Annotated in this window: 13 protein-coding genes; 9 read left to right on the top strand and 4 right to left on the bottom strand. The window is 77.3% G+C overall.

Annotated elements, in window-relative coordinates; translation table 11 throughout:
• Entirely contained in the window at positions 1–2,613 is a 2,613-nt protein-coding gene (locus CLV72_RS07275; RefSeq protein WP_245929966.1) for a M14 family zinc carboxypeptidase, read from the bottom strand.
• 263 nt (positions 2,614–2,876) lie between these two features.
• On the opposite strand from CLV72_RS07275, the gene CLV72_RS07270 reads away from it, so the two are divergent.
• A complete protein-coding gene (locus CLV72_RS07270; RefSeq protein ID WP_245929964.1) occupies positions 2,877–3,491 on the top strand; it encodes a DUF4291 domain-containing protein in 615 nt (204 codons plus the stop codon).
• 9 nt (positions 3,492–3,500) lie between these two features.
• Here the strand turns inward: CLV72_RS07270 and CLV72_RS07265 are convergent, their stop codons facing one another.
• The 3 genes from CLV72_RS07265 to CLV72_RS07255 form a co-directional block, all read right to left on the bottom strand.
• Positions 3,501–4,259 carry a ferredoxin reductase gene (locus CLV72_RS07265; RefSeq protein WP_211302764.1) on the bottom strand — a complete coding sequence of 253 codons (759 nt, stop codon included), beginning with the start codon at positions 4,257–4,259 and terminating at the stop codon, positions 3,501–3,503.
• Between the two features lie 230 nt (positions 4,260–4,489).
• Positions 4,490–5,500 (bottom strand): dTDP-glucose 4,6-dehydratase, encoded by a 1,011-nt coding sequence (gene rfbB, locus CLV72_RS07260; RefSeq protein WP_106241872.1) that lies wholly within the window; start codon positions 5,498–5,500, stop codon positions 4,490–4,492.
• Between the two features lie 289 nt (positions 5,501–5,789).
• A complete protein-coding gene (locus CLV72_RS07255; protein ID WP_106241869.1) occupies positions 5,790–6,362 on the bottom strand; it encodes a TetR family transcriptional regulator in 573 nt (190 codons plus the stop codon).
• 149 nt (positions 6,363–6,511) lie between these two features.
• Between CLV72_RS07255 and CLV72_RS07250 the strand changes: the two genes are divergently transcribed.
• The 8 genes from CLV72_RS07250 to CLV72_RS07215 all read left to right on the top strand — a co-directional run bounded on the left by CLV72_RS07250 (position 6,512) and on the right by CLV72_RS07215 (position 24,872).
• On the top strand, positions 6,512–7,234 hold the full coding sequence (locus CLV72_RS07250) for a tyrosine-protein phosphatase (RefSeq protein WP_106241865.1): 723 nt from the start codon (positions 6,512–6,514) through the stop codon (positions 7,232–7,234).
• 50 nt (positions 7,235–7,284) lie between these two features.
• The gene (locus tag CLV72_RS07245) at positions 7,285–8,796 is read left to right on the top strand and encodes an ABC transporter substrate-binding protein (protein WP_106241861.1); all 1,512 of its coding nucleotides are present in this window, start codon (positions 7,285–7,287) and stop codon (positions 8,794–8,796) included.
• Complete coding sequence (locus CLV72_RS07240) at positions 8,793–9,740, top strand: ABC transporter permease (protein ID WP_146159375.1); 948 nt, start codon at positions 8,793–8,795, stop codon at positions 9,738–9,740. The genes CLV72_RS07245 and CLV72_RS07240 overlap by 4 nt, the downstream gene beginning before the upstream one ends.
• A complete protein-coding gene (locus tag CLV72_RS07235) occupies positions 9,724–10,539 on the top strand; it encodes an ABC transporter permease (protein WP_106241855.1) in 816 nt (271 codons plus the stop codon). The genes CLV72_RS07240 and CLV72_RS07235 overlap by 17 nt, the downstream gene beginning before the upstream one ends.
• Positions 10,536–11,498: an ABC transporter ATP-binding protein gene (locus tag CLV72_RS07230; protein WP_106241852.1), complete on the top strand. Its 963-nt coding sequence runs from the start codon at positions 10,536–10,538 to the stop codon at positions 11,496–11,498. The genes CLV72_RS07235 and CLV72_RS07230 overlap by 4 nt, the downstream gene beginning before the upstream one ends.
• Complete coding sequence (locus CLV72_RS07225; RefSeq protein WP_106241848.1) at positions 11,495–12,484, top strand: ABC transporter ATP-binding protein; 990 nt, start codon at positions 11,495–11,497, stop codon at positions 12,482–12,484. Before CLV72_RS07230 ends, CLV72_RS07225 begins: the two co-directional genes overlap by 4 nt.
• The gene (rfbA, locus tag CLV72_RS07220; RefSeq protein ID WP_106241845.1) at positions 12,481–13,404 is read left to right on the top strand and encodes a glucose-1-phosphate thymidylyltransferase RfbA; all 924 of its coding nucleotides are present in this window, start codon (positions 12,481–12,483) and stop codon (positions 13,402–13,404) included. Before CLV72_RS07225 ends, rfbA begins: the two co-directional genes overlap by 4 nt.
• 128 nt (positions 13,405–13,532) lie before the next feature.
• Positions 13,533–24,872 (top strand): type I polyketide synthase, encoded by an 11,340-nt coding sequence (locus CLV72_RS07215; protein ID WP_342755657.1) that lies wholly within the window; start codon positions 13,533–13,535, stop codon positions 24,870–24,872.
• Positions 24,873–24,896: the final 24 nt, after the last annotated feature.

Raw genomic sequence — 24,896 nt, 5'->3', positions numbered from 1 at the left:
CTAGGCCGCCGGGGCACCCGGCGCCGCGGTCCAGTACAGCGAGCGGGCGACCTGGGCGAAGAGGCCCTTGGGGTGGTTGCGGAACAGCGGCTCGGTGCCGAAGAGCACCGCCGCGCCGCCGCGCTGGGTGGTGCCGCTGACCACCGACGCCTGGCCGGCGGCGGAGTCGGGCCCGCCCTCACCCTCGTCGTCGGCGCGCCAGTGCCCGGCCGCCATCGGCTCGCCGGTGGCGTAGGACTGCTCCACGGCCACGCCCTCGCCGAGCCCGGTGAACCACAGCGGCGAGTAGACGAAGGCGTGGTCGCCGAAGCCGCTCAGCACCTGCCCGTCGCCCTCGGAGACCCGCACCACGCCGTTGGCGTCGGCGCGCCCGGCCTGGGCGGTGACCTCCAGCAGCCCGGCGGCGGCGTTGAAGGCCGCGCCGGTGGAGCCGCGGGTGACCGTGCCGCCGCGCTCCAGGTAGGCGTCGAGCGCGGCGCGCGCCTGGGCGTTCAGCCGGTTGTAGTCCAGGCCGCTGGACACGTACAGGGTGTCGATGCCCGACCAGTCGAAGCCGCCGTTGAGGATGGTGGTGGAGGCGGGCACCACCTCGAAGCCCATCTCCCGCAGGGTGAACAGCTCGTCGGCCGACGCGGCCGCCGCGACGGTGACCGCCTGGAGCGGCCGCGCGCCCGCGTTCTCGGCCGCCGCGAAGCGGACGCCGTACCGGTCGGCCGCCTCCTCGGCCGCCGCCCGCGCCGCGGCCGGGACCACCACGGAGCCCTCGCCGGTCCACGACACCGCGACGCCCTGTCCAAGCAGCTCGTTGAGGGCGGCGACCTCGCCGCCGTCGTCCAGCCGCAGCTCCAGGTCGCCGGCCTGCGCCACCGAGCCGGTCGGGGCGGCCGCCGCCACCGGTTCGGCGCGCACCCGCCCGGGGTCGCCGGAGTCGACGGCGTCGACGGTGGCGCCCCACAGCAGGCCGTGGCTCCAGCCGGAGATGTCGTACATCGCGTCCACGTCGGCGCTGATGTCGCGGCCCGCCTCCAGCATCACATTGGCCAGCCCGCGCTTGGCCTGGTGCATGTCGACCAGGTAGCTGCCCGCCGGGTAGCGGGTGCCGCCGAGCCGGAAGTCGCCGGTGGCGCGCAGCACCGCCACGTCGTTGGCGATCAGGTGGTCCACCAGCCGGGCCGCGGCCGTGGCCGAGCGCTGGCCCTCGCCGGCCGGGATCACGTAGGCGCGCGGGAACTCGGTGGTGTACACGTCGTCGCGGCCGTAGCCGGGCACCCAGCCGTCCTCGGGCACCACCTGCGGCTCGCCGGCCTCGCCGCGCCGGAAGACCTCGATCTGGTCGGCGATCAGCTCGCCGCGGTTGTCCAGCGCGTAGTCCAGGGTGGCGTCCATCGTGGCGGCGGAGATGTCGGTGTTGATGGCGGAGCGGCGGCGCAGCTCCTCCACCGGCAGCCCGGTGTAGTCGGCGTTGTTCACCCGCATCGGGAACTCGATGGTGGCGGCGGCCACCGCGCCCTGGTACGGCGCGTACATCGGGGTGAAGATCGGCGGCCAGTCGTCCCAGCCCTCCTCCCAGTCGCGGAAGGGGATCTGCGGCGCGCTGACGCCGTCGCCCTCGGGGGTGTAGCCGAGGTCGAGGATCGCCTGCTCCATGCCGAGGGCGTTGGCGTAGGTGTGCTTGATGTAGAGGTCGTACTCGTAGTTCTGGCCGTGCGGGATGGTGGCCGGCTCGATGAGGGTGCCGTTCACGTAGCCGTGCTGGTCGATCAGCATCGTCGGCTGCGTGTCGATCAGCAGCTCGCGCACGGCCCGGGTCTCGGGCTGCGAGGCGGTGATGAAGTCGCGGTTGAGGTCGAAGCCGACCCCGTTGGCCCGGGTGCCGCCCGAGCGGCCGTCGGGGTTGTTGGTGATGTTGAAGTAGACGCGGGTGCGGCTCAGCAGCTCGGCCACCTCGGGGTCGTCGCTGGTGGCCAGCTCCTCGATGGTGCGCAGCGCCGCGTCGGTGCCCTCCCACTCGTTGCCGTGGATGTTGTTGTTGACGAACACCGGCATCTTGTAGCGGTTGGGGATGCGGCGGTCGCGGGCGGCCGCCGCGGGCCGCTCCTCGATCGAGGCGCGCATCCGCTCCTGCTCGGCGGTCTGCTCGGGCGTCTCGGGCGCGGTGAGGGTGACCAGGTAGAGGTCGCGGCCCTGGTGCGACTCGCCGACGACCTCCACGCTGATCCGGTCGGAGCGCTGCTGCAGCTCGTTCAGGCGCGGAGCGATCTCGTGGTACGGGGTGAGCCCGAGCCGGATCGCGCGGTCGTCGGGGTTGTCCGGGTACACCGGCAGCTCGGTCTGCCTGGGGTAGCCGGCCTCGGCCTCGGCGCGCCGGGTGGCCGCCTCGGCGGCGGATCCGGTCTGCTGGACCGGCAGCTCGGCCGGCGCCTCGTAGGTGTTGCGCTCGGCGCCGTTGCCGAAGTCGCGGACGGGTGCGCCGCCGGGCGCGGGCTCGGGCTCGGCCAGGGCCGGCCCGGCGGGCGCGGTCAGCGCGGCGGCCGTGACGGCGGCGACCGCGGCGGCGGAGAGCAGGGCTGAGAGGGGGGAACGGGGGGACAGGCTGTCGACCCGGGACTTCACGCGGCCTCCTGGGATCAGGGTTCCCTGGTTCTATCGGGCCCTCCGCACCGGGACAAGGGCTGCCCCGCCCGCGCGGATGTGGCGCTCGCCACCTGGTGGCACGGGCCGGACCTGAAGTGACGCTAGCCGCGGCCGATGTCCGGATCATCGCTGCTTCGTCAAGAATGCGTCGCATTCGCCCGGATCTGCGCGCCGGTGCGCCGGGTTCGGCCGGGCGCGAAAAGGGCTTGCCGCCGGCCGGTGCGCGCCGGGAGGCTGGGGGCGTGGACGGCCCGCGAGGCGCCGGCCGGCCCCCGGAGCGGCAGATCCGGGCGCACGGCACCGAGCGCACCATCACCGTGTACCAGGCGTACCCGCCCGGGATCGGGCTGCCCGCCGTGCGCGAGGGGCGCTTCCCGGCGGCCTGGAAGCGCGACCGGATGACCTGGATCAAGCCGTCGTTCCTGTGGATGATGTACCGCTGCGGCTGGGGCGCCAAGGACGGCCAGCAGACGGTGCTGGCGGTGGAGATCACCCGCGCGGGCTTCGAGTGGGCGCTGGGCGCCGCCTGCCTGTCGCACTACGACCCCCGGGTGCACGCCGACACCGCCGACTGGCGGCGCCGGCTCGCCGCCGCGCCCACCCGGGTGCAGTGGGACCCCGAGCGCGACCTGCGGCTGCGGCCGCTGCCGTACCGCTCGCTCCAGCTGGGGCTGGCCGGTGAGGCGGCCCGCGCCTACGCCGACGAGTGGATCGTGTCGATCACCGACGCCACCCCGCTGGCGCACCGCGTGCACGCGCTGGTGCGCGCGGGGGAACTCCAGGAGGCGGCCCGGCTGCTGCCCGAGGAGGCGCCCTACCCCCTGGCGCGCGGGCTGCCGGCCCACCTGGGCGGCTGAGCGCGGCGGCTACTCGCCGAAGCGCTCGATCCTGATCCGGGTGGGCGACGCGCCCAGGCCGACCAGCAGGGCGGCGACGTGCTCGCAGAAGCCGTTGGAGCCGCAGACGTAGAGGTCCCAGCCGCCCGGCGGCGCCTCGGCCAGCAGCGGCCGCAGGGTGCCGGCGGTGATCCTGCCGACCCGCCCCGGCCAGGCCGGCGGGGCGGCGCGGGTGTACACGACGGTGGTCTCGGCGCCGTACTCGCCGGCGTACAGCAGGTCCTCGGGGCGCGAGACCGACACCAGCAGCCGCAGCGGGGTGGCGATGCGCTCGGCGCGGCGGTGCCGGAGCATCGAGGCGAGCGGCACCACTCCGGAGCCGCCGCCGATCAGCAGCGCGGGGCGCTCGCCCGTCCAGACGAAGTAGCCGCCGACGGGGCCGCGCAGCTCGATCTCGTCGCCGGGCTCGACCACGTCGGCGAGGTGGGAGGAGACCTCGCCGTCGTCGACCCGCAGCACGGTCAGCTCGATCGCGCCGGTGTCGGCGGGCGGCGAGGCGACGGAGTAGTCGCGCTGCGCGGTGTAGCCGTCGGGCGCGGTCAGCCGCACCATGTAGTGCTGGCCGGGCAGGTGCGGCCGCCAGTGCGGGAGTTCGAGCCGGAGCGTCACCGAGGACGGGGTCTCGTGCCGGACGGCGGCGACCCGGCCGTACTGCCAGCGCACCGCGCCGCCGGGCGGGACGGTGCCGCCCGGCGCCGGACCGCCGAAGGGCCCCGAAGGCCCGCTCACCGGTGCGCCTGCGGCCCGGGCCGTCCGGCGGTCCGCGCGGCATCGCGCCGTGAGCGCCCCGGTCCGGGCGCCGCCCGCCCGCCGGTCCTGCCGATCCCGTCCATCGCCGCCTCCGTCGCGCCGCGGCCGCCCGCGCGGCCCCTGCAGACCCAAGCCTCCGGGGGCCGCCGCGCATTCCCGGCGCCCCGCTACCCGTCCGGCCCGGCCCGACGCGGGGCCCGGCCGGGCCCTCAGTCGTCCGGGCTGGCCAGCGGGCCCCGGTCGCGCAGCGGCGCCCACCAGTGCCGGTTCCGCTGGTACCAGGAGACGGTGTCGCGCAGCCCGTCGTCGAAGCCGACCCGCGGCCGGTAGCCCAGCTCGCCCGCGGCCTTGGCCCAGTCGACCGAGTAGCGCCGGTCGTGGCCCTTGCGGTCGGCCACCGGCTCGATCATCTCCGGCCCGGCGCCGAGCAGCTTCAGGATCATCAGGGTCAGCTCGTGGTTGGACAGCTCGGTGCCGCCGCCGATGTTGTACACCTGGCCGGGCCGGCCCCGCTGCACCGCGAGCTCGATCCCGCGGCAGTGGTCCTCCACGTGCAGCCAGTCGCGGACGTTGAGCCCGTCGCCGTACAGCGGGACCCGCCGGCCGAGCACCAGGTTCGTCACGAACAGCGGGATGATCTTCTCGGGGAACTGGAAGGGCCCGTAGGTGTTGGAGCCGCGGGTGATCCGGACGTCCATGCCGTGGGTCCGGCCGTAGGCCAGGCAGAGCAGGTCGGCGCCGGCCTTGGTGGCCGAGTACGGCGAGTTGGGGGCCACCGGCTCGGTCTCCTGCCAGGACCCGGTGTCGATCGAGCCGTAGACCTCGTCGGTCGACACGTGCAGGAAGGTGCGCACGCCGTGCCGCAGCGCCGCGTCGAGCAGGGTCTGGGTGCCGCCCACGTTGGTGGTGACGAACTCGGCCGGGACGGCCAGGGAGCGGTCGACGTGCGACTCGGCGGCGAAGTGCACCACCTGGTCGTGGCCGGGCAGCAGCCGCTCGACCAGCGCGGTGTCGCAGACACTGCCGTGGACGAAGCTCAGCCTCGGGTCGGCCCGCACCGGGTCGAGGTTGCGGGGGTTGCCCGCGTAGCTCAGCTTGTCCAGCACGGTGACCGCGATCGCCTGCCGGGGGTCGGCCAGCAGCATGCGCACGTAGGCCGAGCCGATGAAGCCGGCGCCGCCGGTCACCAGCACCCGCCGGGTGGTGGCTTCAGCCGCCATGGCCGCCCCCTGCCCGGCGGGCCGGCGCGCTCGGCCGGTTCCGCACCCCGGTCACCTGGGGCTTCGCGCTGCTTCGTGCCGCGGCGGCGGGGCGCCGCGGGGCCTGCTGCTCGGTGGTGGGACGGGGACGGGACTCAGGGGAGCCGACTGGATTCACGGCAGAATAGTGGCATTTCTGCCACAATTTGCCTAGGGGTGCCCGGTGTCGGGCGGCTTGCCGGCGCGTGTCGAACGGGGAACGCGGACGGGGCCGGCCGGCCCCCGCTCGACCGGCCCCGCGCCCCCCGGCCTACGGCGTCAGCGCGTTCGCGGCGGTGAACCAGCGCTCGATCAGCTCGGGCACCGGCACCTGCTCCTTGGCGAACTCCCTGGCCAGCCCGAGGTAGAGGGCGACCAGCACGTCGGGGCGCAGGTCCTCGGCGGGGTCGACGCCGAGCCGGGCGGCGAAGGCGGCGCGCAGCCGGGTGCCGAGCGAGTCGTACAGGTGGGCGAGGTGCCGCTCGATGACGGGCCGCTCGCTGAACTTGCGCCGCAGTGCCTGGCGGCGCCGGTCCAGCGGGGTCGCCTCGTAGTCCATCAGCTCGGTGACGGCCCAGCGCAGCGCCGCCATCGGGTCGAGCCCGGCGGGCGCCTCGGTGACCAGCGTGGCGAGCCGGCCGGAGATGTCCTCGCTGAAGAGGGTGAGCTCCTTGTTGGGGAAGTAGCGGAAGAAGGTGCGCGGCGCCACGTCGGCGCGGCGGGCGATGTCGTCCACCGTCGTCGCGTCGTAGCCCTTCTCCTCGAACAGTTCCACCGCGGCGAGCTGGATGGCCAGCCGGGTCTCGGCCTTGTTCTGCTCTCGCGAGCCGGTCTGCGCGGCCATGGTCTCACTTTCTCGGTACGCCGGTGCGGTGCCGGGCCTGGTGGAAGTCAACGCTCTCGCGGCCGCGGCGCCAGATATTCGGGCGGCGTTCGGCTCCCGTTAATACTCGCACAAATTGGCAGTTCTGCCACTTTGTGAGAATCTGAGTCGTGTGCCGACCGGAGAAGCCCCCCAACTGGCGTCCCGTCCTGCTGCGGGGCGACGGCGCGGCCGACCTGCGCCCGCGCGGTGATCGACTGTACCGAGCCGCCGCCCTCTCGCTGGCGACCGACGACGAGCTGACCGGCTGCCCCGGCGGCCTCACCTGGTTCGACCTGCGGGTGGACGAGGAACGGGCCCGTGACCGGGTCCGGCCGCTGCCGCCGGGCTGGCGGATCGTGAGCTTCCCGCTGGCCGGCGCCGACGCCGCCTTCGACCGGCGGCAGGCCGCCGCGTCGGTGGCCGAGATCGCGGCCGGCCGGGCGAGCTGGGGCAGCCTCTACCGCGCCGCGCTCACCCGCGCGCCCGCGTCCTTCGCCGGCGCGCTGCGGGCGCTGGCCGCGATCCCGGGTCCGGTCGTCATCGCCTGCCAGGGCGGGCGCGACCGCACCGGCATGCTGGTGGCGCTGCTGCTGGCACTGGCCGGCGCGAGCCGCGAGCAGATCGTCGCCGACTACCTGCGCACCAACCAGGACCGCTCCGAGACCCAGCGCCGCCAGCCGCCCGACGGGACGCTCGCGGCGCCCGACCTGACCTGCCTGGCCTCCGACATCGAGGACGTGCTCGACCTCCTCGACGAGTTCGGCGGCGCGCACGCCTACCTCGGCCGGGTGCTCCCGGCCGACGAGGTCACCGCGATCGCCCGGGCGCTACGCCCCCGCCTGCTGCCCTGACCCGGCGAAGACCAGTGCCGGCGCAAGACCCAGTGAGAGAAGGACCGCCGATGCTTCGACGCCTCGCCGCGAGCGCGCTCGCGGCCGTCACGCTGACCGCCTGCGGCGCGCCCGCCGCCGCCCCGTCCGGGCCGTCCGGCCCGCCGGTGCCGGGCGGCACGATCACCATCGGGATCAACTCCGAGGTCTCCACGCTCGATCCGGCGGCCAACGAGATCGCCGCCCAGGCGACGCTCGTCGTCGCGCACGCGCTCTACGAGCCGCTGTTCACCGACGGCCCGGGCGGCGCGCTGGAGCCGCGGCTGGCCGAGTCGCTCACCAGCGAGGACCTGCGCACCTGGACGCTGAGCCTGCGGCCGGGCCTCACCTTCTCCGACGGCTCGCCGCTGGACGCCCAGGCCGTGGTCGACCACGTCGCCCGGCTGCGCGACCCGGAGTCGCAGTGCCAGTGCGCGCAGCTCGCCGCCGAGATCACCGACATGGCGGCGGCGGACGCGACGACGGCGGAGTTCACCCTGGCCGAGCCGAACGCCGGCTTCCCGCGCTACTTCACCCGGCAGCTCGGCATGATCGCCAGCACGACCGCGCGGGCCGACGACGGCAGCCCGCTGGGCGCCGGGCCCTACCGCTTGGAGTCGGCGGCCCGCGGCTCCTCGCTCACGGTCGTCCGCAGCGAGCACTACCAGGGCACGCCGGGCCACGCCGACACGCTCGTCTTCCAGTTCCTGCCCGACACCGACTCCCGCTACCAGAGCCTCGCCTCCGGCGCGGTCGACCTGGCCTGGATCGACACGCCGAACCTGATCGCCCAGGCCCGCGGCGAAGGCCGCATCGTGGCCGTGGCCAACGCGTCCACGGCCACCGCCGTCCTCAACACCCGGACCGAGCCCTTCGACGACATCCGCGTCCGGCAGGCGGTGCAGGCGGCCATCGACCGGGAGGCGCTGCTCGCCGTGGTCGACCAGGGCCAGGGCGTGGTGGCCGAGGGGCCGATCCTGTCCCGCTCGCCCTACGCCTCCGGCACCCGGCATCCGGAGTTCGACCCGGAGCGGGCGCGGACCCTGCTCGCCGAGGTCGGCGAGCCCGTCTCCTTCGCCTACACCACCGACTCGCGGCCGCAGTCCATGCAGCGGGCCACCGCGATCCAGCAGATGCTCGGCGACGTCGGCATCACCATGACGATCGACGTCGTGGACACCGCCACCTGGGGAACCCGGCTGTACGACGGCGACTTCGCCGCCATCGAGTTCGTGACCAGCGCCTACGCCGACACCGACGCGGTGCTCGGGATCTTCGCCCCCGACGCGACGGGCAACTTCGGCGGCTACGCGAACCCCGAGGTCGGGGAGCTGGTGGAGCAGGGCCGCGGCAGCGTCGACGAGGCCGCGCGCCGGGAGATCTACGCCGAGGTCGCGCAGAGGGTGGTCGAGGACGCGCCGGTGCTGTTCTTCACCGAGAGCCCGGCCGGCTTCGCCGCCGCCCCGCACATCGGCGGCATGCCCGACCTGAGCGACCGCAACGTCATCTCGCTGCTGCCGTCCGAGCTGTGGACGGCCCGGTGAGGACGCTGCTGACCAGGGCCGTGCGGGCGCTGGCCGTCATCGCCCTGCTCGGCATGCTGACGATGGCGCTGCCCCTGCTGCTCACCGGCGACCCCGCGGTGGCGGTGCTCGGCGTCGAGGCCACGCCCGAGCAGCTGGCCGCGTTCACCGCCGCGCTGAACCTGGACGCCTCGCCGCCCGAGCGCTTCGCGCACTGGCTCGGCGGCGCCGTCCGCGGCGACCTCGGCACCTCCCTGGTCACCGGCGCCCCGGTGACGGCGGAGATCGGCGAGCGGCTGCCGGTCACCCTCGAACTGCTGCTGTGCGGCCAGCTGCTGGCGCTGGCGATCACCGTGCCGGTGGCGATGCGCTCGGCCTGGCGGCCCGGCGGGGTGGTGGACCGGATCAGCACGGTGCTGGCGTACCTGCTGCTGTCCACGCCCGCCTTCGTGCTCGGCCTGGCGCTCATCCTGGTGCTGGCCGTCGGCCTGGCGGTGCTGCCGGCCACCGGCTGGGCCGCCCCGGACGACCCCGTCGAGCACCTGCGCCACCTGGTGCTCCCGGTGCTCACCATGGGACTCACCGAGGCGGCCGTGCTGGTCCGGGTGCTGCGCGCGGACCTGATCGCCACCCTGCGCACCCCCTACATCCTGGCCGCCCGCTCCCGCGGGCTGTCGCCCTGGCGGCTGCTGTGGACGCGGGCGCTGCGGCCGTCGTCCTTCTCGACGGTGACGCTCGTCGGGCTGGGCCTGGGGCTCGCCTTCGGCGGCTCGGTGCTGGTCGAGACGATCTTCGCCGTTCCGGGGATGGGGCGGCTGGCCGCGAGCGCGATCGAGGCCCGCGACTTCCCGGTGATCGAGGCGGTCGTGCTGCTGTCGGGGGTCACCGTGGTGCTGGTCGGGACGCTGGTCGACCTGGTGTACGGCGTGATCGATCCGAGGGCGCGCCATGCTGCGGCGCACTGAGACCCGCCGGGACGCCCTGGTGCCGGCGGCCTGCGTCGCCGTGCTCGCGCTCGTCGCGATCGGCGCGGTGCTGGCGCAGCTGCTGCCGCAGCTGGACCCGCTCCGCGCCGACTTCCAGGCCCCGCTGCGGCCGCCCGGCCCCGAGCACTGGTTCGGCACCGACGCCACCGGCCGCGACGTCTTCGCGCGCACACTGGCCGGCGGGGCGTCCTCGATCGTGGTCGCGGCGATGACGGTCGCCGTCGGGCTGGTGGTCGGCGGCGGGCTGGGCGTGCTGGCCGGCTTCGCCCGCGGCTGGGTCGACGCCCTCATCGGGACCCTGCTCGACGTGGTGCTCGCGCTGCCCGGCCTGATCACGGTGATGGTGGTGGTGACGATGGTCGGCCCCGGGCGGCTCACCATCGGCGCGCTGATCGGCCTGATCATGGTGCCCGCCTTCGCGCGGATCGCGCGCTCGGCCACGCTGACCGTGCGGGGGCAGGAGTTCGTGCAGGCCGCGCGGATCATGGGCGCCCCGCCGCTGCGCATCATCGGCTCCGAGGTGGTGCGGTGCGTGCTCCCGGCGGTGGCGGCGTACTCCTTCACCGCCGTCACGGTGGCGATCGTCGCCGAGGGCTCGCTGAGCTTCCTCGGCTTCGGGCTCGCGCCGCCGACGGCGTCGTGGGGCGGCCTGATCGCGGAGGGGCGCACCCACATCGCCACCGCCCCGTGGATCTGCCTGGCGCCGGCCGCGGTGCTCTGCGCGACGGTGCTCGCGGTCAACGTGCTGGGCGAGCGCTGGGGAAGGAGCCGGCCATGAGCGCCCCGCTGCTGGAGCTGGACGGACTGAGCCTGCGCTTCGACGGGCCGGCCGGCAGCCTGCACGTCCTGGAGTCGGTCTCCCTCGCGGTGGCCGAGGGGGAGAGCGTCGGCCTGGTCGGCGAGTCGGGCTCGGGCAAGTCGGTGCTGGCCCGCGCGGTGCTGGGCGTGCACCCCGGGCCGGCCGCGCCGTCCCTGACCGGCCGCATCCTGCTGGAGGGCCGCGACGTGACCGACGGCTCCTCGCGCCGCCGCGCGGTCTCGATGGTCTTCCAGGATCCGTCGGCCTCGCTGAACCCGGTGGTGCGCATCGGCCGCCAGGTCCTGGAGGCCGTACCGCCCGCCGAGCGCGGATCGCGGGCGCGGCAGCGCGCCGCCGCCACCGAGCTGCTGCGCGCGGTCGGGCTGCCCGACCCGGGGCGGCGGCTGCGCAGCTACCCGGCGGAGCTGTCCGGCGGGCAGCGCCAGCGGGTCGGCATCGCGGCGGCTCTCGCCGCACAGCCCCGGCTGCTGCTCGCCGACGAGCCCACCACCGCGCTGGACGTGACCGTCCAGCAGCGCGTCCTGGACCTGATCGGCGAGCTGCGCCGCGAGCGCGGCATGGCGCTGCTGCTGATCACCCACGATCTGGGCCTGCTGGCGGGGCGCACCGACCGGATCGCTGTCATGTACGCGGGCCGCGTCGTCGAGGACGGGCCCACGGAGCGGGTGCTCGCCGAGCCGAGGCACCCCTACACCCGCGCCCTGCTGGCCGTCACGCCGCGCCTGTCGCCGCGGCGCCGACCGCCGCTGCCGCAGATCCCCGGCGGGCTGCCCGACCTGCGGGAGCCGCGGACCGGCTGCCCCTTCGCGCCGCGCTGCGAGCGGGCGCTGCCGGAGTGCGCGACCCGGCCGCCGCTGCTGCGGGCCGGCGCCGGCCACACGGTGAGCTGCTGGGCGGCGGAGGGGGTGCCGGTATGACGCGGCCGCGCGGCGCGGAGCTGGTGGTCGACCGGCTCCAGGTGCGCTACCGGGTGCCGGGCGGCTGGATCGAGGCCGTGCGGGGCGTCTCCTTCACGGTGCCGGCCGGGCGCACGGTCGGGCTGGTCGGCGAGTCCGGCTCCGGCAAGAGCAGCCTGGCCAAGGCCGTCACCGGACTGGTCGCCCCCAGCGGCGGGAGCGTCGCCTTCGCCGGCGGGCCGGTGCGCCACCGGCCCGGGCCGGGCGGCATCCAGATGGTCTTCCAGGACCCGGTGGCCTCGCTGCACCCGCACCGCACCCTGGTCGACCTGGTGGCCGAGCCGCTGCGCTGGGCCGGCGTCGCGCGGGCGCGCCGCCGCGAGCGGGCCGCCGCGGCCCTGGCGGACGTCGGCCTGGACCCGGCGGTCTACGGCGGGCGCCGGCGCCACCAGATCAGCGGCGGCCAAGCGCAGCGGGTCGCGATCGCCAGGGCCGCGCTCGCCGAGCCCGAGCTGATCATCGCCGACGAGCCGGTGGCCGGCCTGGACGTGTCCGTGCAGGCCGGCGTGGTGAACCTGCTGCACCGGGCGGTCGCCGACCGCGGCGCCTCCCTGCTGTTCATCTCGCACGACCTCGGCGTGGTCAGCGCGCTCTGCGACGAGGTGGTGGTGCTCTACCTGGGGCGGGTGTGCGAGCGGGGGCCGACCGAGTCGGTGCTGGCCGCTCCGCGCCACCCCTACACCCGGGCGCTGCTGGACGCGGTGCCCGAGGTCGGGCGGGTACCGCCGCCCTCGCGGCTGCCCGCCGCCGAGCCGCCGTCACCGCTGCACCCGCCGCCCGGCTGCGCCTTCCACCCGCGCTGCCCCGACGCCGTGGCGGCCTGCCGCACCGCCGTCCCGGCACCCCGCGAACTCGGCGGTGCGGTGGTGTCCTGCCACGCCGCCGCGCCCCAGACGCCGAGCACCGAACCGGTGACGAGTCCACCGCCCGACAGGAGTCCGCCGTGAAAGGCATCGTCCTCGCCGGAGGCGCCGGCACCCGACTGCACCCGATAACGCGCGGCGTATCGAAGCAGCTGATGCCGGTCTACGACAAACCGATGATCTATTACCCGCTTTCCGTGCTGATGCTGGCCGACATCCGCGAGATATTGATCATCACCGTTCCCGATGAGAAAGCGTCCTTCGAGCGCCTGCTCGGCGACGGCTCGGACTTGGGGGTCTCCTTCACCTATGTGGTGCAGGAAGCGCCGCGCGGTATTGCGGAGGCGCTGCTGATCGGCGCCGATCACATCGGCGACGGACCGGTGGCGCTGATCCTCGGCGACAACATCTTCCACGGGCATGGATTCGGCGCACTGTTACGCTCCTGCGTCGCGGACTTCGTCAGGGGGCAGCGCGGCGCCACCCTCTTCGGCTACCCGGTGCGCGACCCCGAGCGCTACGGCGTGTGCGTGGTGGACGGCGCCGGGCGGCTGGTCGACATCGTCGAGAAGCCGGAGCGGGCCCCCACCAACCTGGCCGTCACCGGGCTCTACCTCTACGACGCCCAGGCCGTCGGGATCGCCGGGCGGCTGAGCCCGTCCGACCGCGGCGAACTGGAGATCACCGACGTCAACCGGGCCTACCTGGCGCAGGACGAGGCCCGGCTGATCGACCTCGGCCGCGGCTGCGCCTGGCTCGACACCGGTACGCCCGACTCGCTGCTGGAGGCCGGGCAGTACGTGCAGGTGCTGGAGCACCGGCAGGGCGTGCGGATCGCCTGCCTGGAGGAGATCGCGCTCGACCGCGGCTTCATCGACGCCGCGGCGTGCGCCGCGCTCGGGCGGGCGCAGAGATCGGCGTACGGCGATTACGTGCAGGCAGTGGCATTGGCACGTGATCAACAGTCGGAATCGCGCGGAGCGTCGACCGCGCTCGTTGGTTGATCAGTCACCTGTTGTTCCTTTCAAGGCATTGTGGCACCCCTGCCACATAGTGCAGAGTAATTGTGGCAGTCCTGCCACAAGGCCGGCTTGATGATCAACCAATGGTTCACATCTCGGGGGTGTGATGCGTGGTGGATTCGGATTTCGGCGTGCCCGGATCGGAGAGCGTCGCAGTTATCGGAATGGCCTGCCGCCTGCCCGGTGCCGACAATCCCGGCGAACTCTGGGAGCTGCTGCGAAACGGTCGTGACGCGGTCGGGCCGCTGAGCCCGCGCCGCCGTGCCGACCTGGTCGGAGCCGCCGGGACCGAACCGCCCCCCGCCGGCCTGCTGGCGCGGATCGACCACTTCGACGCCGGATTCTTCGGGATATCCCCGGCCGAGGCCGCCGCCATGGACCCGCGCCAGCGGCTGATGCTCGAACTCGCCTGGGAGTCCTTCGAGGACGCCGCCGCCGACCCGCACCGGCTCGGCGCCGAACGCGCCGGGGTCTTCGTGGGCACCGCCGGCGACGACTACCGCGCGGTGGCGCCGGCCGCGGACCGCTACGCCTTCACCGGCCTGGCCGGCGGGCTGATCGCCAACCGGGTCTCCTACGCCCTGGGCCTGCGCGGGCCCAGCCTCACCGTCGACGCGGCCCAGGCGTCCTCGCTGGTCGCGGTGCACCTGGCCGTGCAGAGCCTGCGCCGCGGCGAGAGCGATCTCGCGCTGGCCGGCGGCGTCAGCCTCTTCACCACGGCCGCCGGCTTCACCGCGGCGCGGGAGTTCGGCGGCCTGTCGGCCACGGGCCGCTGCCGGGCCTTCGACGCCGGCGCCGACGGCTTCGTCCGCGGCGAGGGCGGCGCGGTTGTGCTGCTCAAGCCGCTCGCCGCGGCGCTGGCCGACGGCGACCCCGTGCGCGCGGTGGTGCTGGGCAGCGCCACCAACAACGACGGGGCCACCGGCACGCTCACCGCGCCGAGCCGCCGCGCGCAGGAGGCGGTGCTCCGGGCGGCCTGCGCCGACGCGGGCGTCGCGCCCGGCGCCGTCGACTACGTCGAACTGCACGGCACCGGCACCCCGATCGGCGACCCGGTCGAGGCGGCGGCGCTCGGCGCCGTGCTCGGGGCGGGCCGGGGCGGAGGAGCCGAGCTGCGGGTCGGCTCGGTCAAGACCAACATCGGCCACCTGGAGGCCGCGGCCGGGATCGCCGGCCTGGTGAAGGCGCTGCTGATGCTGGAGCGTGGCGAGCTGGTGCCGAGCCTGCACTTCACCGCGCCGCCGGAGACGATCCCGCTGGACCGGCTCCGGCTGCGGGTGCAGACCGCGCCGGAGCGGCGCGCCCTGGCGGTGGCGGGCGTCAGCTCCTTCGGGATGGGCGGCAGCAACGCGCACGTCGTACTGGGCCGGGCGCCGCAGCGCCCGGCGCCGCCCGCGGCCGCCTCCGGCGGCCTGCCCTGGATCCTCACCGCCCGCGAGCCGGCCGCCCTGGCCGCCCTCGCCGCCCGGCTCGCGGAGCGCGGCGCGGAGGCCGAGCCCGACGACGTCGCGGCCACCCTGCTGCGCGGCCGCGCGCAGTTCGAGCACCGGGCCGCCGTGTTCGGCGGCCCGGCGGAACTGGCCGAAGGGCTGGCCGCGCTCGCGGCGGGCCGCCCGGCCCCCGAGCGCGTGGTGGCCGGTGTCGCGCCGGGCACCGGCCGCCGGGTGGCGATGGTCTTCTCCGGCCAGGGCGCGTACTGGCCGGGGATGGCTAGGGAGCTGCTGGACGCCCCGCCCGAGCTGGTGCCCGGCTTCGCCGAGGCGGTCGACGAGTGCGCCGCCGCGCTGGCGCCGCACGTCGACTGGTCGCTGACCCAGGCGCTGCGCGCCGCGGCGCCGCCCGACCGGGTGGAGGTGGTCCAGCCGGCCCAGTGGGCCGTGATGGTGGCGCTCGCCCGGCTCTGGCGCGGCCACGGCGTGGAGCCCGCGGCCGTGCTCGGGCACAGCCAGGGCGAGATCGCGGCCGCCTGCGTCGCCGGCGGGCTGTCACTGGCCGACGGCGCGCGGATCGTGGCCGAGCGGGCGCGGGGCTTCGCGGCCATCGAGGGCGCCGGGCTCGGCATGGCCGCCGTGGCGGCGCCGCTCGCCGCCGTCCGGGCCCGGCTGCGTCCGTACGGCGAGCGGCTGTCGGTGGCCGCGGTCAACGGGCCGGCCGCGGTCGTGCTGGCCGGCGAGGCCGCGGCGCTGGCGGCGGTCGTCGCCGAGTTCGACGCGGCCGGCGCCTGGACCCGCGTCCTCCCGGTCGGCTACGCCTCGCACTGCCCCCAGGTCGAGCCGGTGTGCGCCGCCCTGGACGAGCCGCTGCGCGCGATCGCGCCGCGCTCCTCGCCGGTGCCCTTCTACTCCACCGTCACCGGCGGCTTCATCGACACCGCCGAGCTGGACGGGCGGTACTGGCGGGAGAACCTGCGCCGCACCGTGCGCTTCCAGGACGCGGTCCGCGGGCTCGCCGCCGCCGGCTTCGACGCCTTCGTGGAGTGCGGCCCGCACCCGGTGCTGACCGGCGCCGTCCGCGACACGCTGGCGGAGCTGGGCGCCGAGGCCGCGGCCTTCGGCACCCTCGCCCGCGAGGCCGGCGGCCCGGCCGGCTTCCGCACCGCGCTCGCAACGGCCTACGTGCACGGCCTCCCGGTCGAGCCGGAGCGGCTGCTCGGCGGGCGGCCGCACCGCCCGGTCGCGCTCCCGACCTACCCCTTCCAGCGCCGGCGGCACTGGCCCGCCGGGGCGCCCGCCACCCCCGCCGCCGCGCCCGCGGCGGCCCGAGCGGAGGCCGCGGCGCCGGCCGCCGGGCCGCGGCCGCGCTCGCGGCGCGAACTGCTCGCCCTGGTCCGCACGCACACGGCCGCGATCCTCGGCCACCAGCGGGCCGAGGAGGTCGCCGCCGAGCGGACCTTCCGCGATCTCGGCCTGGGCTCGCTCGCGAGCGTCGACCTGCGCACCGCGCTGGGGGCGGCGCTGGGCCGCCCGCTGGCGCCGACCGTGCTCTTCGACCACCCGACTCCGGCCGCGCTCGCCGCCCACCTGCACGACGGCCCTGCCGCCGCCGACGAGGGCGCGCCGGCGCCGTCCGGCCCGGTGGGCGACCCCGTCGCGATCGTCGGCCTGAGCTGCGCCCTGCCCGGCGGCGTGACCGGCCCGGACGGGCTGTGGGAGCTGCTGCGCTCGGGCGCCGACGCGGTCTCGGGCCTCCCGGGCGACCGGGGCTGGACGCTGCCGGACGACGCGTACTGCCGCTCCGGCGGCTTCCTGGCCGGTGCGGGCGACTTCGACGCCGCCTTCTTCGGGATCTCGCCGCGCGAGGCGCTGGCGATGGACCCCCAGCAGCGGCTGCTGCTTGAACACTCCTGGAGTGCGCTGGAGGACGCGGGGATCCCCGCGTCCGCGCTGCGCGGCACCGCCACCGGCGTCGTCATGGGCACCTGGGACACCGGCTACGCCGCGCTGTGCCGGGGGCACGGCGACGAACTGGAGGGCCACCTGGCCACCGGTGCCTCGATGGCCGTCGCCTCCGGCCGGGTCGCCTTCGCGCTGGGCCTGTCCGGCCCGGCGCTGACCATCGACACCGCCTGCTCGTCCTCGCTGGTCGCCCTGCACACCGCCGCGGCCGCGATCCGGCGCGGGGAGTGCGAGCGGGCCCTGGTCGGCGGCGCCACCGTGATGGCGACACCGCAGACCCTGGTGGGCTACGCCCAGCAGCGCGGCCTGGCCCCCGACGGCCGCAGCAAGGCCTTCGGCGCGGCCGCCGACGGCTTCGGGCCCGCCGAGGGCGTGGTGGTGCTGGTCCTGGAGCGGCTGTCGGCGGCCAGGGCGGCCGGCCGCCCGGTATGGGGCGTGCTGCGCGGCTCGGCGGTGAACTCCGACGGCGCCTCCAACGGGCTGACCGCGCCCAGCGGGCCCGCCCAGGAGCGGGTCATCCGCGCCGCGCTGCGCGACGCCGGGCTGACCGAGGCCGACGTCGACCTGGTCGAGGCGCACGGCACCGGCACCCGGCTGGGCGACCCCATCGAGGCGGGCGCCCTGCTGGCCACCTACGGGCGCTCCGGGCGCCCGGTCCTGCTCGGCTCGGTCAAGGCCAACCTCGGCCACACCCAGGCGGCGGCCGGGCTGGCCGGGCTGGCCAAGGTGCTGCTGGCCCTCCGGGAGCAGACCGTGCCGCGCTCCCCGCACACCGAGGAGCCGACGCCCCTGGTGGACTGGTCCGCGGGCTCCCTGGTGCCGGCCGCGCGGCAGCGGCCGTGGCCGGCGGGGGAGCGCCCGCGCCGGGCGGCCGTGTCGTCCTTCGGCATCTCCGGCACCAACGCGCACGTGATCGTGGAGGAGCCCCCGGCCGGGCCCGCCGCCCCGGCGGACGAGGGCCCGGCGGCCTGGCCGGTGTCCGGGCGCACCGAGGCGGCGCTGCGCGCGCAGGCCGGGCGGCTGGCGGAGTGGGTGCGGGCGCATCCCGGCGCGTCCGTCGCCGACATCGGGCGCACCCTGGCCCTCGGCCGCGACCGGCACGAGCACCGCGCCGTCGTCACCGAGGGCGGCCTGGCCGAGCGGGCCGCCGCGCTGGAGGGGCTGGCCGCGGCCGGCACCCACCCGGCGGCGGTCACCGGGCGGGCCGAGCCCGATCCCGCGGTGGTCTTCGTCTTCCCCGGCCAGGGCACCCAGTGGGCCGGGATGGCGCTGGACCTGGCGGATTCCGAACCGGTGTTCGCCGCCGCCCTGGACGAGTGCGCCGCCGCGCTGGCCCCGCACCTGGACCGGCCGCTCCGCGAGGCGCTGGCCGACGCCGCCGCGCTTGAGCGGGTCGACGTCGTGCAGCCCGCGCTGTGGGCGGTCATGGTGGCGCTCGCCGCGCTGTGGCGGCACCACGGGGTGGTCCCGGACGCCGTCGTCGGGCACAGCCAAGGCGAGATCGCCGCCGCCTGCGTCGCGGGCGCGCTGTCGGTCGAGGACGCCGCCGCGGTGGTCGCCGTCCGCTCCCGGCTGGTGCGCCGGATCGCCGGCGCCGGCGCGATGGCGTCGGTCGCCGCCCCCCTGGCCGAGGTGCTGCCGCACGTCGAGCGCTTCGCGGGCCGGGTCTCGGTGGCGGCGGTGAACGGCCCGGCCGCCGTGGTGGTGTCCGGCGAGCGCGCCGCCCTCGGCGGCTTCCTGGCCGGCTGCGAGGACGCCGGGCTGCGCACGCGGCGCATCCCGGTCGACTACGCCGCGCACTCCGCCCAGGTGGACGAACTGGCCGATGAACTGGCCGAGGCGCTGGCCCACATCCGGCCGGCGGCTCCGGCGGTGCCGATGCGGTCGACCGTCGACAACGCCCCCGTCACCGGCCCGAGCCTGGACGCGGCCTACTGGGTGCGCAACCTGCGCGAGACCGTCCGCTTCCACGAGGCCGCCGAGGCGCTGCGGGCCGAGGGGTCCACCGTCTTCATCGAGTGCAGCGCCCATCCGGTGCTCGTCCCGGCGCTGGCCGAGGGGCAGCCCGGCCTCGGCACGCTGCGCCGCGACGACGGCGGCCCCGGCCGCTTCCGCCGGGCGCTGGCCGAGGCCCACGTCCTGGGAGTGCCGGTGGACTGGCGGCCGGGCGGCTCGCGGCTGCTGCGGCTGCCCGGCCACCCCTTCCAGCGCGAGCGCTTCTGGCCCGCCGCCCCGCCGCCCGCCACCGCGGCGGACGGCCCGCTGTGGGCGGCCGTCGACGCGGGCGACCCGGCCCGCTTCGCCCAGATGGTGGGCCTGGATCCGCAGGTCGCCGAGCAGGCGCTGCCGGCCCTGGCCGACTGGCGGGCGGGCGAGCGCGAGCGGCGCGCCGCCGCGGACTGGCGCTACCGGACCGAATGGGTCCGCAGGCCGGAGCCCGCCCCGGCCGCCCTGGCGGGCACCTGGCTGCTGGCCGCCCCGGCCGAGCCGGCCGGGCCGGTGCGCGCCTGGGTCGCGGCCGCCGCGGCGGCGATCCGCGACGCGGGCGCCCGCGCGGTCCCCGTCCACCTCACCGCCGACCGGCTCGCCGACCGCACCGCCACCGCCGCGGTGCTGCGGGCCGCCGCCGGCGGGCCGGCCGCCGGCGTCGTGTCCTTCCTCGCCATGGCCGCCGCCGGCCCGGCCGCCGACGCGGCGCCCGGCCTGGCGGCCACCGCCGGCCTCGTGCAGGGCCTGGCCGCGGCCGGGTTCACCGGCGCGCTGTGGCCGGCCACCACCGGGGCGGTCGAACCGTCCGGCGCCCGCAACCCCGCGCAGGCCGCGGTGTGGGGGCTGGGGCGTGTCCTCGCGCTGGAGTCGCCGCAGCTGTGGGGCGGGCTGGTGGACCTGCCCGAGCAGGCGAGCGCCGAGGCCGCCCGGCGGCTGGCCGCGGCGCTGGCCGCCGCCGACGGCGAGGACCAGCTCGCACTCACCGCCACCGGCCGCTGGGCCCCCCGCCTGCGCGCCCGCGCGGCGCCGGCCGGCCGCTGGAGACCGCACGGCACCGTGCTGGTCACCGGCGGCGGCGGCGCGCTCGCCGGACACGTCGCGCAGGTCCTGGCAGCCGGCGGCGCCGAGCACCTGGTGCTGGCCGGCCGCCGGGAGCCCGACCCGGAGGCGACCGCCGCACTCGACGCGCGGCTGGCCGCGGCCGGCGCCCGGGTGAGCCGCCGCAGCTGCGACGTGGCCGACCGCGCCGCGCTCGCCGCGCTGCTGGACGAGTTCGGCGACGGGCTCACCGCCGTCGTGCACACCGCCGCCGAACTCGACGACGGCCTGGTGGACGAGCTGACCGAGCCGCGGATCCGGCGGGCGCTGCGCGCCAAGGCGGTGGGCGCGGCGAAGCTGCACGAGCTCACCGCCCACCTGGACCTGGACGCCTTCGTGCTGTTCTCCTCCGTCTCGGCCGGCTTCGGCATCCCCGGGCAGGGCAACTACGCGCCGGGCAACGCCTACCTGGACGCCCTCGCCGCGCACCGCCGCGCCGAGGGCCGCCCGGCCACCTCGATCGCCTGGGGGCCGTGGGCCGGCGGCGGCGTCGCGCGGCCGGGCTCGGTGCTGGACAACATGGCCCGGCACGGCCTGCGGCCGATGGACCCCCGCACCGCCGCCTCCCTGGTGCTGGAGGTGCCGGACGAGGCGGCCGTCGCAGTGGTCGACCTGGACCCCGAGCGCTTCCTGCCCGCCTACACCGCCGCCCGGCACCGGCCCTACACCGCCGAGCTCCCGGCCGCGGCCCGGGCGGCGGCGCAGCCCGCGCCGGACGGGCTCCGCGGCCGGATCGCCGGCCGGGCGGGCGCCGAGCGGTCGGCCGCCGTCCAGGAGGCCGTGCGCGCCCACGTCGCCGCCGTGCTCGGGCACACCCGCCCGGAGGCGGTGGACGACGGGCGGTCCTTCTCCGCGCTCGGCCTCGACTCGCTGACCGGGGTGGAGCTGCGCAACCGCATCGGCCGCGACGCGGGCGTCTGGCTGCCCGCCACCGCCGTCTTCGACCACCCCACGCCCGCCGCGCTGGCCCGCCGGGTGCTGGCCGAGCTGGACGGGGCGGCGCCGCAAGCCGCGACCGCGGCGCGGGCGCCGGAGCGCGCCGACGCCGACCCGGTCGTCATCGTGGGGGTGAGCTGCGCGCTGCCCGGCGGGGTGCGCGGCCCGGAGGACTTCTGGGAGCTGCTGCGCACCGGCACCGACGCGGTGACGGAGTTCCCCGCCGACCGGGGCTGGGACCTGCCGGCGCTGTTCGACCCGGACCCGGACCGGCCCGGCCGCTCCTACAGTCGCTCCGGCGGCTTCCTGGCCGGTGCGGGCGACTTCGACGCGGCCTTCTTCGGGATCTCGCCGCGCGAGGCGCTGGCGATGGACCCCCAGCAGCGGCTGCTCCTTGAACACTCCTGGGGTGCGCTGGAGAACGCCGGCATCGCCCCCGCCGAGCTGCGCGGCAGCGCCACCGGCGTGTTCGTCGGGATGAGCCCGCAGGACTACGCCGGCGCCGCCGCGGCGGCGGCCGCGAGCGTCGAGGGCTACGCGCTGACCGGCACCGCCCCCAGCGTGGCCTCCGGGCGGATCGCCTTCGCGCTGGGCCTGTCCGGCCCGGCGCTGACCATCGACACCGCCTGCTCGTCCTCGCTGGTCGCCCTGCACACCGCCGCGGCCGCGATCCGGCGCGGGGAGTGCGAGCGGGCCCTGGTCGGCGGGGCGGCCGTGATGGCGACACCGCAGGTCTTCCTCGGCTTCTCCCGCCAGCGCGGGCTGGCCCCCGACGGGCGGTGCAAGTCCTTCGGCGCCGGGGCCGACGGCTTCGGGCCGGGCGAGGGCGTCGTGGTCTGCGCCGTGGAGCGGCTGTCGGCGGCACGCGCGGCCGGGCGGCGGGTCCTGGGCGTGGTGCGCGGCTCGGCGGTGAACTCCGACGGCGCCTCCAACGGGCTGACCGCGCCCAGCGGCGCCGCCCAGGAGCGGGTGATCCGCGCCGCGCTGCGCGACGCGGGCCTGACCGAGGGCGATGTGGACGTGGTGGAGGCGCACGGCACCGGCACCCGGCTGGGCGACCCGATCGAGGCGGGCGCCCTGCTGGCCACCTACGGGCGCTCCGGGCGCCCGGTGGCGCTGGGCTCGGCCAAGTCCAACATCGGGCACGCCCAGGCGGCGGCCGGGCTGGTCGGCGTGCTCAAGGTGCTGCTGGCGCTGCGGCACGGCACCGTGCCCCGCTCGCTGCACTGCGCGGAGCCCTCCCCGCTGATCGACTGGTCGGCCGGCTCCCTGGAGCCGGCCCGGACCGAGACCGACTGGCCCGCCGGGGAGCGGGTGCGCCGCGCCGCGGTCTCCTCGTTCGGGATCTCCGGCACCAACGCGCACGTCATCATCGAGGAGCCGCCCGCCGAGGCCGGGCCCGCGCCCGCCGGCGGCGGACCCGTCGCCTGGCCGGTGTCGGCCCGCACGGCCGAGGCGCTGCGCGCCCAGGTGCGGGCGCTGGCCGGATGGCTGGCGGCCCACCCCGAGGCGGCCGTCGCCGACGTCGCGCGCACCCTCGCCGCCCGGGAGTCCTTCGAGCACCGGATCGTCGCCGTCGGCACCGACCGGGCCGCGCTGCTCGGCGAGCTGACCGCGGCCGCCGCCGACGCGCCGGCCACCCCGCGGCACCGGGTCGGCATGGTGCTGCGCGAACCGGACGACCCGGCCGCGCTGGCGGAGCTGCTGGCCGGGGCGCCGGCCTTCGACGAGACCTACGCGCGCTGCCGCGCCGCGCTCCTTGAGCCGAGCGGACGCGGGCTCGGCTGGGCCGCGCTGGTCGGGCTCTGCGCGGTGTGGCGGGCCCACGGCGTGACCCCGGAGGCGGTGGCCGGCACCGGGGTAGGGCGGCTCGCCGCCGCCTGCGCGAGCGGCGCCCTCACCGTCGAGGAGGCGGCCGCGGCCGTGCGCGGGCACGACACCGGCGGCACCGCGGAGTTGCCCGCCGGGATCACCGCCGTGCTGGACGGCGCGCCGGCCGCCGACCGGCTGCCCCTGATCCACCCCCGGGAGCGCCACGGGCTGCTCGGCGCGCTCGCCGCGGCCTTCCGCCGCGGGCTGCCGGTGGACTGGCGGCCCGCGTCCCGGGCCGGCCGGCTGCTCGACCTGCCCGGCTACGCCTTCCAGCGCCGCCGCTACTGGCTCACCCCGCCGGCCGCCGCGCCGCGGCCGCCCGCGGACTGGCGCTACACCGTCGACTGGGAGCCGCACCCGGCGCCGCCGAGGGGCTCGCTCCGCAGCAACGGCTCGCCCGCCCGGTGGCTGCTGGCGGCGGCACCCGGCGACCCGCTGGCGGCCGCCGTGGCCCGGGCGCTGGCCGAGCGCGGCGCCACGGCCGTCCCGGTCCCGCTGGACCCCGCCGCGCCCGACCGCTCGGCCTGGGCCGCCGCGCTCGCCGGGCACCGCGGCGCCACCGCCGTCCTGTCGCTGCTGGACGGCGCGCCGGCCGTGCTGACGATCGCCCAGGCGCTGCTGGACCTCCCGGCGCCGCCACGGCTGTGGTGCCTGACCCGGGGCGCGGTCGCCGCCGCCCCCGGCGAGGCCCCCGACCCGTCCGCCGCGACGGTGTGGGGGCTCGGCCGGGTGGTCGGCCTGGAGCACCCGCGGCTGTGGGGCGGGCTGATCGACATCGCGGGCACCGCCGACCTGGACACCGCGATCGGGCTGGCCGCCGCCGGCGGGGACGAGGACCAGCTCGCCGTCCGGGACGGCCGGGCGCTGCGCCGCCGGCTGGTGCGCGCCGCCCCCGCCGCGCCGCCCCCGGCGGCCGCCCCGGGCGGGACCGTGCTGGTCACCGGCGGCACCGGCGGCATCGGCGGCCACCTGGCCAGGTGGCTGGTGGGCGCCGGCGCCGAGCACGTCGTGCTGCTGAGCCGGCGCGGCCCGGACGCCCCGGGCGCGGCCGCGCTGCTCGCCGAGCTGGCCGCGCTCGGCCCGGCCAGGGTCTCGGTCCGCGCCTGCGACCTGGCCGACCGCGAGCGGCTCGCCGCCGTGCTCGCCTCCCTCGGCGAACCCGTGTCGGCGGTCTTCCACACCGCCGGGCTGCCGCAGGTCGGCTCACCGCTCGCCAAGATGCCGGCCGACGAGCTGGAGCGGGTCTGCGCGGCCAAGCTGCGCGGCGCCCTGCACCTGGACGAGCTGGCCGGCGGCGCCGAGACCTTCGTGCTCTTCTCCTCCGTCGCCGGGGTCTGGGGCGGCGGCGGGCAGGCCGGCTACGCCGCCGCCAACGCCGGCCTGGACGCGGTCGCCCAGGCCCGGCGGGCCCGCGGCCGCCCGGCCGTCAGCATCGCCTGGGGCGTCTGGGACGGGCCCGGCATGGCCGCCGAGGGCGAGGGCAAGGCGGAGCTGGCCCGCCGGGGGGTGCGGCCGATGGACCCCGGCGCGGCACTGGCCCACCTGCGCGCGGCGCTCGGCGCCGGCGATCCGTGCCCGGTCGTGGCCGACATCGACTGGCCGGTGTTCGGGCGGAACTACGCCGCCGCGCGGCGCCGGCCGCTGCTGGACCGGGTGGTCCCGGCCCCGGCCGCCCAGCCCGCCGCGGAGCCCCCGCGGCCGCCGCGGCCCGAGGAGCCAGGGGCGGGCGAGCTGCTCGCCCGCGTCGTCGCCGAGCTGGCCGAGACCCTGGGGCACGACGACGCCGGCGAGATCGTGCCGGACCGCTCCTTCGAGCAGCACGGCGTCGACTCGATGGCCGCGCTCGAACTGAGCGGCCGGCTCACCGCCGCGCTCGGCCGCGACGTGCCCATCACCGACGTCTTCGACCACCCCAGCCCCGCCGAGCTGGCCGCGCACCTGGCCGCCCCGGCGCCCGAGGACCTGCTCGACCGGCTGCGCGCCGCCGTGGACGGGCTGGCGGCGGAGCTGGCCTCGGCCGCCGCCGCGGGCGTGGACGCCAAGGAGCTGAGCACGCTGACCCGCCGGCTCGCCGCCGCCGACCGCCGCGACGAACCGCTGCCCGGCGAGTCGATCGACGCGCTCATGGGCGAACTCGGCGCCGAACTCGACCGCCCCTGACGACGACACCACCGCACCCACCGC

Origin of the sequence: Allonocardiopsis opalescens (assembly GCF_003002095.1) — a bacterium.
Lineage (GTDB): Bacteria > Actinomycetota > Actinomycetes > Streptosporangiales > Streptosporangiaceae > Allonocardiopsis > Allonocardiopsis opalescens.
This window is presented reverse-complemented; position numbering and strand designations above follow the sequence as displayed.

What these genes read in the sequence shown, in the direction of transcription:
- rfbB (WP_106241872.1), bottom strand. Translation starts at nt 5,500, where the DNA reads ATGGCGGCTGAAGCCACCACCCGGCGGGTGCTGGTGACCGGCGGCGCC.
- CLV72_RS07255 (WP_106241869.1), bottom strand. Translation starts at nt 6,362, where the DNA reads ATGGCCGCGCAGACCGGCTCGCGAGAGCAGAACAAGGCCGAGACCCGG.
- CLV72_RS07245 (WP_106241861.1), top strand. Translation starts at nt 7,285, where the DNA reads ATGCTTCGACGCCTCGCCGCGAGCGCGCTCGCGGCCGTCACGCTGACC.
- CLV72_RS07235 (WP_106241855.1), top strand. Translation starts at nt 9,724, where the DNA reads ATGCTGCGGCGCACTGAGACCCGCCGGGACGCCCTGGTGCCGGCGGCC.
- CLV72_RS07230 (WP_106241852.1), top strand. Translation starts at nt 10,536, where the DNA reads ATGAGCGCCCCGCTGCTGGAGCTGGACGGACTGAGCCTGCGCTTCGAC.
- CLV72_RS07225 (WP_106241848.1), top strand. Translation starts at nt 11,495, where the DNA reads ATGACGCGGCCGCGCGGCGCGGAGCTGGTGGTCGACCGGCTCCAGGTG.